This is a genomic window from Erwinia sp. S38 (assembly GCF_016624545.1).
Classification (GTDB): domain Bacteria; phylum Pseudomonadota; class Gammaproteobacteria; order Enterobacterales; family Enterobacteriaceae; genus Erwinia; species Erwinia coffeiphila.
This window is the reverse complement of record NZ_JACVTS010000002.1, coordinates 226437-239796: the sequence shown is the minus strand read 5'-3', so window position 1 is coordinate 239796 and position 13360 is coordinate 226437. Positions and strand designations below refer to the sequence as shown.

At 52.7% G+C, this 13360-nt stretch carries 19 protein-coding genes and 1 pseudogene; 3 read left to right on the top strand and 17 right to left on the bottom strand.

The window, feature by feature from the left end; all coding sequences use genetic code 11:
- From IBT46_RS03270 to IBT46_RS03255, 4 genes are read right to left on the bottom strand one after another with little or no spacing between them, the layout of a single operon-like run.
- Nucleotides 1–603, bottom strand: a complete 603-nt coding sequence (locus tag IBT46_RS03270; RefSeq protein ID WP_234479949.1) for a phage tail protein I — start codon at nt 601–603, stop codon at nt 1–3.
- Entirely contained in the window at nt 593–1501 is a 909-nt protein-coding gene (locus tag IBT46_RS03265; RefSeq protein ID WP_200543975.1) for a baseplate J/gp47 family protein, read from the bottom strand. Before IBT46_RS03265 ends, IBT46_RS03270 begins: the two co-directional genes overlap by 11 nt.
- A gap of 1 nt (nt 1502) precedes the next feature.
- A complete protein-coding gene (locus IBT46_RS03260) occupies nt 1503–1853 on the bottom strand; it encodes a GPW/gp25 family protein (RefSeq protein WP_200543973.1) in 351 nt (116 codons plus the stop codon).
- Entirely contained in the window at nt 1850–2440 is a 591-nt protein-coding gene (locus IBT46_RS03255) for a phage baseplate assembly protein V (protein WP_200543971.1), read from the bottom strand. Before IBT46_RS03255 ends, IBT46_RS03260 begins: the two co-directional genes overlap by 4 nt.
- Nucleotides 2441–2643: 203 nt before the next feature.
- Here IBT46_RS03255 and IBT46_RS03250 point away from each other — a divergent pair, with 203 nt between their 5' ends.
- Nucleotides 2644–3666 carry a hypothetical protein gene (locus IBT46_RS03250; RefSeq protein ID WP_200543969.1) on the top strand — a complete coding sequence of 341 codons (1023 nt, stop codon included), beginning with the start codon at nt 2644–2646 and terminating at the stop codon, nt 3664–3666.
- A 75-nt stretch (nt 3667–3741) separates the two neighbouring features.
- On the opposite strand, the gene IBT46_RS03245 is transcribed toward IBT46_RS03250, so the two are convergent.
- The 11 genes and pseudogenes from IBT46_RS03245 to IBT46_RS03200 all read right to left on the bottom strand — a co-directional run bounded on the left by IBT46_RS03245 (nt 3742) and on the right by IBT46_RS03200 (nt 9309).
- A complete protein-coding gene (locus IBT46_RS03245; protein WP_200543967.1) occupies nt 3742–4209 on the bottom strand; it encodes a phage virion morphogenesis protein in 468 nt (155 codons plus the stop codon).
- Nucleotides 4206–4673 (bottom strand): phage tail protein, encoded by a 468-nt coding sequence (locus tag IBT46_RS03240; RefSeq protein WP_200543965.1) that lies wholly within the window; start codon nt 4671–4673, stop codon nt 4206–4208. Before IBT46_RS03240 ends, IBT46_RS03245 begins: the two co-directional genes overlap by 4 nt.
- Nucleotides 4606–4926 (bottom strand): Rz1-like lysis system protein LysC, encoded by a 321-nt coding sequence (lysC, locus tag IBT46_RS27175; protein WP_234479921.1) that lies wholly within the window; start codon nt 4924–4926, stop codon nt 4606–4608. The genes IBT46_RS03240 and lysC overlap by 68 nt, the downstream gene beginning before the upstream one ends.
- Nucleotides 4847–5152, bottom strand: a pseudogene (locus IBT46_RS03235) (LysB family phage lysis regulatory protein); the annotation flags it as partial. The gene lysC and the pseudogene IBT46_RS03235, both read right to left, overlap by 80 nt.
- Nucleotides 5153–5193: 41 nt before the next feature.
- Nucleotides 5194–5706 carry a lysozyme gene (locus tag IBT46_RS03230; protein WP_200543961.1) on the bottom strand — a complete coding sequence of 171 codons (513 nt, stop codon included), beginning with the start codon at nt 5704–5706 and terminating at the stop codon, nt 5194–5196.
- On the bottom strand, nt 5690–5908 hold the full coding sequence (locus tag IBT46_RS03225; RefSeq protein WP_200543959.1) for a hypothetical protein: 219 nt from the start codon (nt 5906–5908) through the stop codon (nt 5690–5692). The genes IBT46_RS03230 and IBT46_RS03225 overlap by 17 nt, the downstream gene beginning before the upstream one ends.
- A 3-nt stretch (nt 5909–5911) precedes the next feature.
- Complete coding sequence (locus tag IBT46_RS03220) at nt 5912–6115, bottom strand: tail protein X (protein ID WP_200544348.1); 204 nt, start codon at nt 6113–6115, stop codon at nt 5912–5914.
- Nucleotides 6115–6582 carry a head completion/stabilization protein gene (locus IBT46_RS03215; protein ID WP_200543958.1) on the bottom strand — a complete coding sequence of 156 codons (468 nt, stop codon included), beginning with the start codon at nt 6580–6582 and terminating at the stop codon, nt 6115–6117. Before IBT46_RS03215 ends, IBT46_RS03220 begins: the two co-directional genes overlap by 1 nt.
- A 92-nt stretch (nt 6583–6674) precedes the next feature.
- Nucleotides 6675–7346 carry a phage terminase small subunit gene (gene gpM / locus IBT46_RS03210; RefSeq protein WP_200543956.1) on the bottom strand — a complete coding sequence of 224 codons (672 nt, stop codon included), beginning with the start codon at nt 7344–7346 and terminating at the stop codon, nt 6675–6677.
- A 3-nt stretch (nt 7347–7349) separates the two neighbouring features.
- On the bottom strand, nt 7350–8408 hold the full coding sequence (locus IBT46_RS03205) for a phage major capsid protein, P2 family (protein WP_200543954.1): 1059 nt from the start codon (nt 8406–8408) through the stop codon (nt 7350–7352).
- 52 nt (nt 8409–8460) lie between these two features.
- Nucleotides 8461–9309 (bottom strand): GPO family capsid scaffolding protein, encoded by an 849-nt coding sequence (locus IBT46_RS03200; RefSeq protein ID WP_200543952.1) that lies wholly within the window; start codon nt 9307–9309, stop codon nt 8461–8463.
- 144 nt (nt 9310–9453) lie between these two features.
- On the opposite strand from IBT46_RS03200, the gene IBT46_RS03195 reads away from it, so the two are divergent.
- Both IBT46_RS03195 and IBT46_RS03190 read left to right on the top strand, forming a co-directional pair.
- Complete coding sequence (locus IBT46_RS03195) at nt 9454–11217, top strand: terminase ATPase subunit family protein (protein ID WP_200543950.1); 1764 nt, start codon at nt 9454–9456, stop codon at nt 11215–11217.
- Nucleotides 11217–12257 (top strand): phage portal protein, encoded by a 1041-nt coding sequence (locus IBT46_RS03190; protein ID WP_200543948.1) that lies wholly within the window; start codon nt 11217–11219, stop codon nt 12255–12257. The genes IBT46_RS03195 and IBT46_RS03190 overlap by 1 nt, the downstream gene beginning before the upstream one ends.
- On the opposite strand, the gene IBT46_RS03185 is transcribed toward IBT46_RS03190, so the two are convergent.
- Entirely contained in the window at nt 12254–12919 is a 666-nt protein-coding gene (locus IBT46_RS03185; protein ID WP_200543946.1) for a hypothetical protein, read from the bottom strand. The two genes, IBT46_RS03190 and IBT46_RS03185, sit on opposite strands and share 4 nt — an antisense overlap.
- A complete protein-coding gene (locus IBT46_RS03180) occupies nt 12920–13336 on the bottom strand; it encodes a hypothetical protein (protein WP_200543944.1) in 417 nt (138 codons plus the stop codon).
- Between the last annotated feature and the right edge of the window lie 24 nt (nt 13337–13360).

Genomic DNA, 13360 nt, shown 5'->3' with positions numbered 1-13360 from the left:
TTAATCCCCGGAGTAGTAATAAGCGCCGCCGAAATCCACAACGCCGTTATATCTGATACTGTCGTCCGGCTTATACCCCTGCGCATAAACCGTGACGATATCGCCGCAATACATTGCTGCGGCGGTGTGAATCAACCCGCCGGATTTTGTTGCTATGTTCATCTGAGCAAGATGCCTGCTTACTGGCTTTACTTCATCAATGAGTCGGTTTAATTCATCCAGTGTTTTAGGGGTGAGGCCAACGCTATTAACATCAACCTCAAGCCGAAATGTACCTGGTTCATCACCGATCTCGAACCATTCCAAAAATGACGGCGTAAAATTCATATATTCAATAACTCGGCGTACTGCCGCGCGCGTTCCCTTTCGCCGGTGAAGCCAGAAGGAGTCTTTTACAGCCTGCCGCTTAGCGGTCTCTGTCCAACCTTCATCCCACCGGTCAACCGAAAACGCCCAGGCGAGATACGGCAGAAACTGAGCCGGGCAGTTATCGGGATTCCACAGGTAGCGCAGTGGTACATTCAGATCGCCAATACGACTACAGACCTGCGCGGCGCGCTGCTCCAGCAGTGCCGATCCCGGTGGCACTAAGCTATTCATCAGAACCACCGGACAGGATGATGTAGTCAGTGCAGTTTGCGGCCTGGGTCTTATCCAGCACGACATCAGCAAGCGGGGCGGCGAGCTCAACCCGTTGCACGCCCTGAGTGTGCAGGGCGGCATAAATTGCGGAGCGGCGGATATCACGCCCTAACCGGCGCTGCTCGTTGATATACGCTTTCAGGCGTGCCGTGGCATCGGCAAAAATAGGCTCTACGGCTGGTCCCGGATAGGTGTAGAGCATGGCCTCAATCCGGTAATCCACAATCTGTGCGGACTGCACCGTTACACGATCGCCAACGGGCCGCACGCTTTCATCATTCAGCGCCGCAGCCACGACTGCCAGCAGGTCAGCGGGTGCAGTGCCTGTGCCATCACGTGAGAGCACACTGACTACCACAACGGCAGGTGATGGACTGACCGCTGATGCATCTGCCACACGGCCATCGGCACTGGTCGCGTGATATTCATACGCTCCAACCGGACCGGCTACGCTCATTCCTTCAAACGCAGCGGGTATGCGCTGGCGCAGCTCGGTATCGTTCTCATACTCAGCCAGTACCGGCGGCGTAACAGTGTCGTCTGCTGGCGTGGTAATCAGTCGCTGAACGTTGTTGTTAGCCGCGAGCTGGTCGAGATCGTTACCGTTTGCATAAGCCACCATGACAGCCTGCGCCGCTTCGTTAACGCGCTGGCGCAGAATGACCTCGCGATAGGCATTCTCCTGCAGCACCTTCACAATCGGTTCAGATTCCAGCGCGAGGGTGGCTGCTATGGCGCTCTGCTGATCCGCCGGATAGAGCGAAACCAGCGTGGACTTACGCTCAGCCAGCAGGGTTTCATAGTCCAGCTCTTCCACCACAAGGGGCGCGGGCAGCTGGCTCAGGTCGATTGTTGCCATATCAGCTCACAGAAACGGTTAAGGAGAAATCGGTGCCGGTATCTGCCCGACTACCGGTGATTTCCACCACCGCGCCGCCGTTGAATGCCGGTTTATAGTTAATCGTGGTCAGCGTGACACGCGGTTCCCAGCGCAGGATCGCCATATAACAGGCCGACATTATCTTGAGGCGCAGTGCCGGATTTTGCGGTTGGTCAATCAGGGCAGACAGCAGCGAACCATATTCGCGGCGCATGATCCGTGTTCCCTGCGGGGTGACAAGAATGTCGCGGATTGACTGGCGGATATGCTCAATCTCGGTGATGGTTTCGCCCGTATCCCGGTTCATGCCGATATATTTCTCACCGCTCATTTCGGGCCATCCGTATCACTGCCGCCGCGTTGCACGCCGCCGTGCGCATGTTTGTCCACCACCACGCCGTTAGAGCTGAGTCTGCCGTCAGTGTGGGTGACATTACCTTTCATCGTGCCGCCGCTGCTGACTTCCAGCGATGCGGTTTTCAGGTGCTGAGTGCATTCAACCTCTGGCGCATCCAGCAGGATTTTTACCGCTGCCCGAATGGTTGCTGACTGAATACCGGTTGCAGTCAACGCGCTGGTTTCCGGCTCATACTCAATCACCGCGCCATCCGGGAACGACCAGTGAACCGCGTCACTGGATGCCGACGGTGCCGGGTTGTTATCGGAGAAAATCCCCGGTAGTACAAAGCCGGTATCCAGTTCGCCGCCCAGGCACAAAACGAGCACCTGCTCACCGACTGACGGCGCGCTCCATGAACGGGTATTACCAGCGCGTGCGGTCAGCCAGTTCAGCCAGCCAGTGGTGTTATTCCCAGTCTCCACGCGGCATAACCCGCCGTCCAGATTTACGGCGGACACGGTTCCGATACGGATAATGTTGCGCAGTAAACGCAGGATTTCAGTGAGTTGTTCATTCATGCACTAACCTTGCATTAGTGTCATTCTTTACTCAATTTTTTGTAGTTTACTCACACATCACAGGGCGTTATAGTGAGATTATTATTGCAGGGAAAACTGTAGTTCGTTAAGTGTTAATATTTCATGGCCCAGTATAAATATAATAATGATGACTAAGTTACTTAGTAAAAAGCTAGCCAAACCCTAACATTACAAGAGGAAAAATGGATATTTTAAAGGCGGTTAGAGTCAGAGATTTTCAAGAGAAACTAGATAATATTTATGGAGGTAAAAACTCATCCCGTACTCCTGAATATATTTTTTCCTATTTAACTAGGAACTCATCATATCTTTCAAGAAGTGTTTTGAGAGAAGGGGATGTAAACGGGTTTTTCATCAAAACTCTGTCTTGGCTTTTTGCTTTTTCAACAAAATTAGAAATAAATTTAGAGGATGGTTTTTTAAAAAAATTCCCCGGAATTTGTCCATATTGTACAGCAACTCCCTGCACTTGCCTTCAAACTCACAAGCAACCTTCAATATCAATGCCTGCATATAAAATCAGTGAAATACTGAGGGAGAAATATGAGAGTATGATTGGGTTTTATGTCGGGGAAAAATTGAGTCTGGATCTACTAGTTAAAAACACACACTCGATATATCCTTCAAATCAATCAGTATGGTCAATATATGGAAGTTTTTATCATTTTACGAGAGTTTTTGAAGAGCTAGGTGAAATTCATGAAGCCTATGCAGCATACTGTTTAGATGCTTCCAGGAAAATTAACCTTGAAGAAGAAATAGCGGACTTTACTGCTTGGTTGTTTTCAGCTTGGGAAATAAAAAACCCAAAAAAATCTTTAAAGGATGCATTAATTGACTACTATTCTAAAGGTTGTCCTGTTTGTATAAAACAACAATGTGAGTGTCTTGATTACAATGACCGCCGAGAAGCAATAGTTAAGGAGAAAGACCTTGCTGAACTCAGGGAGAGTGTTGGTGAGTTGCAAGAATTAGTTTTAGATAAAGAGAATGAGATTAAAGAGTTAATAGCATCGATAGATGCTGCAGTGAGTTCGAAATCAACGACAGATGCTAAGCGAGTTTTGAGTCAGACAAAAAGCACTCTGGATGATATCAATGCTGTAGTGACTTCAGCCTCTGCTACAGCTGAATCATCAATTAAAGCCGCAGGTATCATCAAAACATTATACCAATTCATCAGTACATTCTCTTGGAATAATTAAAATCTAACAGCTAGGGGCTGCTTACTTAGCCTCTAGTTGATTACCTGCTAATTTCCATAACAAGCAGAAAAAAACCTATTTGCTAATATGAAGGTTATGCATTAATGAGGAAATAATCATATCCTCAATCATCTGCCTGTCAGCATCAGTAATCCCCAGCAGCGGGCGCGGTTCATACGGCACCGCTTTTGCGCTTTTTGTCGGCCTGTCGTGCAGCCCATAATGATGCACCCGCGCCATGCGCTGCACGCTGCCGGTCAGCTCAACCAGGGCACCATCCCCGGTGCCTTTCGCCTTCATGTATTTAGCGGTGCGCAGCTTTGCGAACATCTCACGCTTTACCCGTCCCTTTTTCCCACGAAGCGATTGAGCTTTACGAGGCTTGAACGGCGTTCCGTCTGGAGCTTGCTGGCGTTTGATGCTGGTCTGCTGCCGTGCGCGCAGCCGTTTAGCAATATCGCTTGCCATCGACTTACGCGCAGCGGGCGTCAGGTTGCCAATCAGCGCCATCAGGCGGGCGGAATAATCATCCAGTTCACTCATGGTTGCCACTCGCTGACCAGCTCGCCGCCAGCAAACTGCCGACGCGGACGTGGGATATTATCCGGCAGCGGTGGCTCTCCGGCATGAGTAACGTGCAGCGCGCCGTTTTCCTCCCGGACAATCACCCGCTCGGTGAGCTGCAGGTCGATACTCAGATCGCACAGCGTATCGCTGAGAACGTCAGCCTTAAACGTGAAGCCGCTTCGGCGTTTTTCTTCCGTCGCCATAATGTCGGGCTGATTTTCACGCAGCCAGGCCAGTACCGGCACCATCACCAGATCGATATCGCCGCCATAGTCGGTGATCACCAGGTTAAGCTGATACTGATACTCAAAGGAGAGCGATGCGGCCAGCGTGCTGACGATGCGCCCGTTATCAACGAACATGTTCAGACTGTCAGGGTTGCGTTGCAGCAGGGGCACGCTGCGGGTCAGCGCCTCGCGCAGCTGTTTTGGTTTCAGCATCGTGATGTTCCTGGCACTCTTTGATGGTTTCCACCTGCAACCCGCATGATGCAAGCGCAGCCTCTAACTGTCGATTATCTGCCGCCAGACTGCCCTGATCGCTGAGGTTGTTGCCCGGCATCAGACAACTGACCACGCGTGGACAGCCAATCCACATAATCTCTGGCGTTACTGAATGCCGGTCTGGCGTGCAGCCGGATAACATCACCAGGCAGAGCAGTAGCGGACCAGTTGCGCAGCGTTTCATTGGCATTAATTTCCCCCTGGATAGTGATTTCCCGTTGCAGTGCGCCACCGGCAGCGCGGCCCTGCATCAGCCTGAGCTGCGTCTCTCTCCGGCTACTGTCAGCGGCTTGTTGTTGAAGTCGGGCAATCGCCTTGTCGCGGCTGTCGATACCCGCAGATAACGTGCCGATGACGCGCTGTGCTGCACCAAGATCGCTTTCGGCATCCCTGAGCCGCCAGCCGGTATAAATCATCGCGACAATCATCCCGGCCAGTAGCATTATCATCAGCCGCGTCATGCTCCCGCCCCTTTCATACACCATGCGATTTCCCTGGCCCGGCGGTTTTCCAGTCCGGTACTCTTCACGCCGCCAACATACACCCATCGCCGGAGCTGATCGCACGCCTGCCACCACTGATGTCGTTTGATAAAACTGACCAGCGTTGACCGACAGGCTGCGCCGGTGCCAACGTTAAAGGCGAACGATACCAGCGCGTCATACACCTGCGAGGGCATATCGACAGGCACGCAGATTTCCAGCGCCCGTTCAACGCGCATGACGTCATAAACCAGATTTACTGCCGCCTGTCGTTCACTTACCACGCTGGACGGCGTCACCCCCTCCGTGTGGCCGATACCGTTCGTCCATACACCGGCACTGCACTGGTAAGGCGTGGTGCGGCATCCTTCGGCATCCGCGATCAGCTGCAATCCCTCGCCGGATACCTTCAGCGTTTTGAACTGCGGCAGCAGCGCGGCAATCGCCAGCACAGCCAACACGGCACAGCGTTTAGCGATCTGGTTCAAGGCTCACCCCCTGTTGGCGTTGCAGCTCGTAGGTTTTGCGGCGGTAGTGCCAGTTGATAAAGAACGTTGCCACGTTGATGCAAAGTGTCACTACCGCCACAAAGGCACCAACCGTAAAGGCGATATCCTGAATGGTGTGACGACTGAACCACATCATGATCAGGCCGATGATGTAGCTGATAACTGAACTGTTTTTATCCATCTGCTAATCCCAAAGGTTAACCGTCTCACCCGTTGAAGCCGCCGGGAGGTCCGGCAGCAACAGCTCATAGCCGTGCGGCAAAACCGGGCCGTGATCTGCCAGTCCGGGATTAGCCACATAGACCAGCTCAACGGCCTGCTGCGCGCGGCCGTAATGCCGGTGGCAAATCTCATCAACGGTATCGCCCTGCATCGCCCGGACTTTCATCACAGCAGCCCGATGATACAGGCCGGTTTATCGGCAATCCGGCTGATGCTGAACCGCGCATCGCGCCAGAACTCATCCGCAGTGGCCTCGATATCTGCCGACTTCTTACCGCCGCCAGCGTCGTAGCCGCGATAGCGCTCGGTAATTTCGGCAGCGGTCAACGCGCCGACGGCGGCGAAATAGTGCGTGGCTTTCTCGCTTTCGCCGTCGATAACTTCCGCCGGTACATCTGCCAGGGTGGCAAAGCCAGCGCTCATCTGTGCTGCGCGCCAGTCGTACAGCTCGGCGTTAACCTCAGAAATTGCCGTTTTGACTGCCAGACGCAGCCGGTCAGCGGTGACGGTTCCCTCAAATCGCAAAGCGGCACGCAGCCGTTGCAGGTCCACATCAGGCCAGAAAAAGGTATTCTTTACCGGCGGCTCGGCATTTACAGCCGGTCGCGGTTCGGTGATTACTACCGTTGTCATAGTGGGCCTCTGAATAGGTGGGCGGTGGAGGGTGACGCAGAAACCTGTAAGGTCCATTGTCATCCTGCCGCCCGGCGCGGGGGCGCGTTCGGTTAGCGACCGGCTAATGTCTGCTGTTTCAGCTGAGTAGCCAGCCGCTCAATGTCCTTTTTAACGCCGCTGCCCTGGTGAAGCTGCAGCGCGCGTTTCAGGTGTTCCATCGCATCCAAAGCCCTGCCCGTATCGCGAAGCACGTAGCCGGTGATTTTGTGCAGCTTGGCGCGCACTTCATCCGGCATATCTTCGGATCTCGTCAGTTCAAGCGTTGCCAGCAGCGGGGCAACATCAACGCCCGCTTTGGCCGTCCATGCCCGGGTTGCCGCGTCGGCCACTTCCTCAGCCAGAAGATACGCGGTGCTGTTGCGCTTGTAGGTGTCAGTCGGCACCAGACCATGCAGCAACGCATAACGGGCAATCTCCAGCGCACCGGGCACGTCACCGGCATCAAGCCGCCAGACCATGACGGTCATCAGGATGGCATCCTGTGCGCCTTTGCCGCTTTCCAGCACTCCGGCTACCCACGGCAGATAACCCGGCAGCATTAGCCGTTTCATTTCGGCTTTACGTTCCACAGAGCGCACCTTCTTCAGCTGCCGCTTATCTTCGTTGAGCTTCAGTAGCATCAACTCGTAACCGTTGGCATGGCGCAGCGGATTTGTTGCCAGCTGCTGCGAGGCTTCAACCGCCTGCTGGCGCATCTGATGACGTCGGGCAGGGCTTAACATGCGTTACTCTCCGTTCCCGTCAGCTTTTGCGGCAACCATCTGGATGTTTTCAATCAGACAGCCCGCGTCATAATCTTCGATCACGTAGTCTTCGTTGACTGACTCGTAATTTTCGATGCGATCGCGTTTTGCCACTTCCAGAATCAGGCGGCGGTGGGTTCCTTCCTGCCAGTAAATCGACAGGTTATCGAGTCGGGTAACCATCAGCGCATCTGCCGGGAAGTACGGCACGCGCACGGCGGGCAGATTGCCGATACGCTTCTGACTGATAATCATGTCGGCGGCGAGCTGTTCGGTGTTGGGCTGCGACTGATTGACCAGCGGGAAGTATTTGTCAGCCAGCAGCTGGCGGCCACAGATCACCACCAGTTCAGGATCTTCCTGATACCACGGCGCAATCAGCGTGTTGGTGGCATCCATCACCAGCGCGTCGAGGTTGGCATAGTCACCACCGGCACCCACGCGGATTTTTTCAGAGATAACGGCACCATCTTCCCCCATGACTTTGCTCATCACTCGGGCCGGTGCATGGTTGCGGTACTTCTGCAGCCAGCCGGTGGCGACATCCTGCAACATCGGGTTAGCCTGGCGGTTTGACGTTTTGGCGCGATGCGTGCCGTTAAAGCCGATCATGATGCGGTCAAGTGACTGACGCTTGACGATGGCATCACGCAGACGGGCCTGGAAATCTTCATAACGCGCCCACAGGTCCAGCTGGTTGTAGCGGATATGGAAGTCATAGTTAATCTGAGCACATTCATAACCTTCGCTGTCCAGCGCGGAGAAATCAGCGGTTTCACGCTCATCACCACCGGCGGTATCGGCAGTACTGGCAATGGAACCGGATACGCCGATACCGATTTTCGCGCCTTTCATCTCTTCAACCGGCACGATGTTGATGCGGGTCAGAAACTCGGACGACTCCTGTACGCGGGTCATTAGCGTTTGAGACACCGACGGTTCAACGGTGAATTTCTTATCCATATCACCGGTTTCAACGCCGTTCAGTTCAGCAAGGCGGGACATAAAAGCATTAAATTTAAAGCGGGTCTTCTGGCGCATTGGCGCTCCTGTTTATTCGGTTCGGTTGTTCAGTTCACTAAGGCCAGAGTTATCAGCAGTCCGTTTGCAGTGCTGAACCGGTATCACCGCCGGTGGCCTGTGGGCGACGGCTGAAGCTCCCATCCGTTGAGGCAAGGCTCTCGGTCAGGCTGGTGATGGCCTCACGATCTTTTTTTGCCTGGGTTTCCAGCTCACCGAGGCGCTGAGTAAAGCGGGATTCAGCAGCAGAAAGTGCCTGCGCATGGCTTTCTGCGTTGGTCTGTACCTGCTCCGCGACGGCAGTCACGGCGGCACTGACATCACCGAAACGTTCGTCATCGGTTTTCTTTTTGCTGGAAAATAGCGCCGTTACGCGGGCCATTAGCGAGGGGGTAGGATCGGCTTCTTCGATAAACTCGATCAGCGTCTCTTCCGCTGCAGTAAACAGGTTGTCGGCGTGCAGCTTGCGGGATGCCAGCGGGCTGGCCTTGGCCTTAGCGCTGAATGCCAGATATTCCGTGCCAAGGCTGGCGGGATCATCGGTTACAGCCAGGCCAATAAGATAGGCCGCGCCGGTGTCGGCGAACTTGGGGTTAACCTCGATCGAGGTATAGATTTTCTGGCGTGCCCTGGTCAGCTCGACCAGCTCCGGGGTAGGGCTGATTTCCCCATACAGCGCCAGCTTGCCTTTCAGTGGCCCCTCGGTGATTTCCTCTGCCGTGACGGCGGTAACGTCGCCATAGCGGCGGAACGGACTGTCGGGGTAATAGCCCTTGATGTGCTCCATATTGATACGGGCACCGTACACGGACGGGTTATAGCTCGCGGCCATCTGCGAGATCCATTCGCTGGAAATCTCGCGGCCGTCAGTGGTAGCACCCTCGACGGCGATACGAAAACGCTTTGCTTTGATAGCTGCCATTAATCAGGCTCCGGTTGTGGGCGGGTTCGGTTCGGGGTCAGTTTCCCCGCACACCACTCAACCCTCAACGAATGCCAGCCCGCCCAGCCGTCACCGGACAGGGACAACAGGCGCGCTGTTTTTCGCCCCGGTAGCCTTGCTGGCATGAACACGACACCCGGCACCCTCATCAGCGATCCGCGCCGTCAGGCTGCACTGCTTTACTGGCAGGGCTTATCCGTGCGGCAGATAGCGGAAACGCTCAGTATCAAAACGCCAACCGTACAGAGCTGGAAACTGCGCGATGCGTGGGAAGACGTCACGCCCATCAGCCGCGTTGAGTTCAGCATGGAAGCGCGGTTGATCCAGCTCATTATGAAAGAGGTGAAAGGTAATGGTGATTACAAGGAGATAGACGCGCTGGGCCGCCAGATTGAGAGGCTGGCCCGTGTGGAACGCTATCGCAACAGCGGCAATGAGGCCGATCTCAATCCCAACGTGCGCAACCGCAACAAGGGCGAACGCCAGCCGGTAATTAAAAACGTCTTCAGCGAGGAGCAGACCGAAAAACTCACTGATATGTTTATGAGCGGCTGCTTTGCGTATCAGCTGCACTGGCATAACGCAGGGCTGACACACCGTATCCGCAACATCCTTAAATCTCGCCAGATTGGCGCGACGTTCTATTTCGCTCGAGAGGCGCTTATCGACGCGCTGACTACCGGACGCAATCAAATTTTCCTGTCTGCCAGTAAGGCCCAGGCCCACGTTTTTAAAAACTACATCATCGATTTTGCCCGTGAGGTTGATGTTGACCTGAAAGGCGATCCGATTGTGCTGCCAAACGGCGCACGTCTGATTTTCCTCGGCACCAACGTCCGTACTGCGCAGAGCTACACCGGGAATCTGTATCTGGATGAATATTTCTGGATACCCAAATTCCAGGAGCTGCGCAAAGTCGCCAGCGGCATGTCGCTGCACAAAAAGTGGCGCACCACCTATTTCTCCACGCCGTCCAGCCTGTCGCACAGTGCCTATCCGTTCTGGTCCGGTGAGCTGTTTAACAAGGGCCGACGCAACCGCGCCGATCGTATCGAGCTGGATTTAAGCCACAGCCATCTTGCAGCCGGTTCGCTTTGTGCCGATGGCCAGTGGCGGCAGATTGTCACCGTGGAAGATGCGCTTACCGGCGGCTGTACCCTATTTGACCTGGATCAGCTGTCGCTTGAATACAGCCCCTCGGAATACCAGAACCTGCTGATGTGCGAATTTGTTGACGACGAGGCCAGCGTGTTCCCGTTCGCCGAGTTGCAGACCTGCATGATCGACAGTCTGGAAGAATGGGAAGATTTTAACCCTTACGCACTGAGGCCATTCGAGTATCGCCCGGTCTGGATTGGTTACGACCCGTCACACACCGGCGACAGTGCCGGTTGTGCTGTCATCGCGCCGCCACTGGTTCCCGGCGGTAAGTTTCGCGTGCTGGAGCGCCATCAGTGGCGCGGCATGGATTTTGCTGCACAGGCGCAGTCGATTAAGGAGCTGACTGATAAATATGTCGTGGAGTATATCGGTGTGGATGCCACCGGTATCGGCCAGGGTGTTTTCCAACTGGTTCGCCAGTTCTTCCCGGCAGCGCGTGAAATTAAGTACAGCCCTGAAGTGAAAACCGCAATGGTGCTGAAAGCGAAGGACACCATCGGCAGCGGCCGTCTGGAGTACGACGCAGGACATACCGACATCACACAGTCCTTTATGGCGATCCGCAAAACCATGACGGCCAGCGGCAATCGCTCCACCTATGAAGCCAGCCGCAGCGAAGATGCCAGCCATGCCGATGTCGCCTGGGCAATCATGCACGCACTGCTAAACGAACCGCTAACCGCTGCCAGCGGCGGCGTTAACCCTTCTTTCATGGAATTTTACTGATGAGTAAACGCAAAGGCCGTAAATCGTTCACTGCTCCGCATCAGACAGCAGTCAGCCAGTCCGCACAGCCGTTTGAGGCGTTCTCTTTCGGAGAGCCAACCGCTGTACTTGATAAGCGGGATATTATGGATTATGCCGAGTGTGTGAGTAACGGCCGCTGGTATGAGCCGCCGGTCAGCTTCCACGGCCTCGCGAAAAGTATGCGATCGGCAGTGCATCACAGCTCGCCGCTATACGTGAAGCGGAATATTCTGGCATCAACCTTTGTGCCTCATCCAATGCTCAGCCAGCTGGAGTTCAGCAAGCTGGCGTTAGACTTTCTGGTGTTCGGCAATGGCTTTCTTGAGCTGCGTCGTAATGGTCTGGGTGAACCGTGGAAACTTGAGGTTTCACCGGCCAAATATACCCGCCGGGGAGTAGAAGAGGGGACTTACTGGTTTGTCAGCGACAGCAAAACGCCGCACCAGTTTGCAAAGGACAGCGTTTTCCATTTGATTGAGCCGGATATCAATCAGGAGCTGTATGGTCTGCCGGAATACCTGAGCGCGCTTAACTCCGCCTGGCTAAATGAGTCGGCTACGCTGTTTCGGCGCAAGTATTATCAGAACGGTGCGCACGCGGGTTACATCCTGTATATGACCGATGCGGCGCAGAGCAGCAGCGATATTGATCGGATGCGGCAGGCTATGAGGGATACGAAAGGGATCGGGAACTTTCGTAATCTGTTTATGTATGCGCCAAATGGGAAGCCGGACGGTATTAAGATACTGCCGCTCAGTGAAGTGGCTACGCGGGATGATTTCTTCAATATCAAAAAAGCGAGCCGTGATGACCTACTTAGTGCGCACCGCGTGCCGCCTCAGATGATGGGGATTGTTCCTGATAATGCGGGTGGGTTTGGTGATGTGGAAAAGGCGGCGACGGTGTTTGTTCGTAATGAATTGACACCGCTGCAAGAACGAATGAAGCAGATAAATGAATGGATAGGACTTGAAACTATCGCATTTAGAGAATATGAGCTCAGTAATTTTAGAACCTAAAGATTTGGGTCCGCTGGGTCGTGATAAAAATTTATAGGATAGTGGGTTACTTCATAAAGGAGCCCGCTAGTCTTATGTGTATGTTTACTGTAAAATACGAGAGGATTTTTTGCGCATGGCGTGATGTTAACTGAACGACACGAGTGGATGCGAGGTGCACATTTAGCAAGATGCTTTGACCAAGAATCCATCATGGCTTTACATTTGATATTTTTTGAATAGATTATCAGACCTCCGCTACAACTATCCACAGTCCCTGAACTATATCGTTCTGTAAGTTGAGCATACCCTTTAAATAAATAGCTGTAAGCAGAAGTGTGTTTTTTGGCTTCCCCATGCCAAATGAAATTGTGAACCTTAATTGTTATGTCACAATGTCCGCGCTGATTGTTTTCATGGTAAGCCTCAATTCCCACATGTGAATTTTTGATGTTAGATAACAAGAAAAGTGTTAATTGGTCTTCTGTTAAATCAAAGCTGATTTTATTGACATTCTGCTCGATGTATTTTATAGCTTCGTCAAGTTCAATGCGAACAAACTGTTTAAAATTATCATAAGACTGCAAGGCGAATTTAACTCTTTCAATAGAGTAGTGAAATTTAGTGAGGAATGCATTTTGGTCTAGCTGGGCTAAGGACATTGGTTGAGAAGGGAATGACATTTAGCTACGCCCCAATTCGAATTCATCAACAGTAAAAAAAGGGAATACATATCTTTTGTAATCGTAAACCAGTTCACCGGTATACGGGTGTTCAATACTTTTACTGAAATTGGCTTCAAAAACATCTTTTAAATCGATTTCAATAGGATCATTGTAATCATCAATGAAGTAATATTTTAGCTTTAAGAAATCAATACATGGGTTGCAAAGTACTTGAACAGCATTGATGGAGATTTCTTCAACCTTTTTGTAAGCTTTAGCTTTATAGTGTTTTTTAGTTATAGAAAAAATATCGTTATAACTTAAAAGCATATTGGGGGCTTTTTTCGCATAACATTCAATCTCATCATACAGAAAACATGCTAGGACACCCACTTCAGGAGTATCTTTGCATAGTTCCATGATTTGATTAGACATTTTTTTACCCCCCATACTCAATTG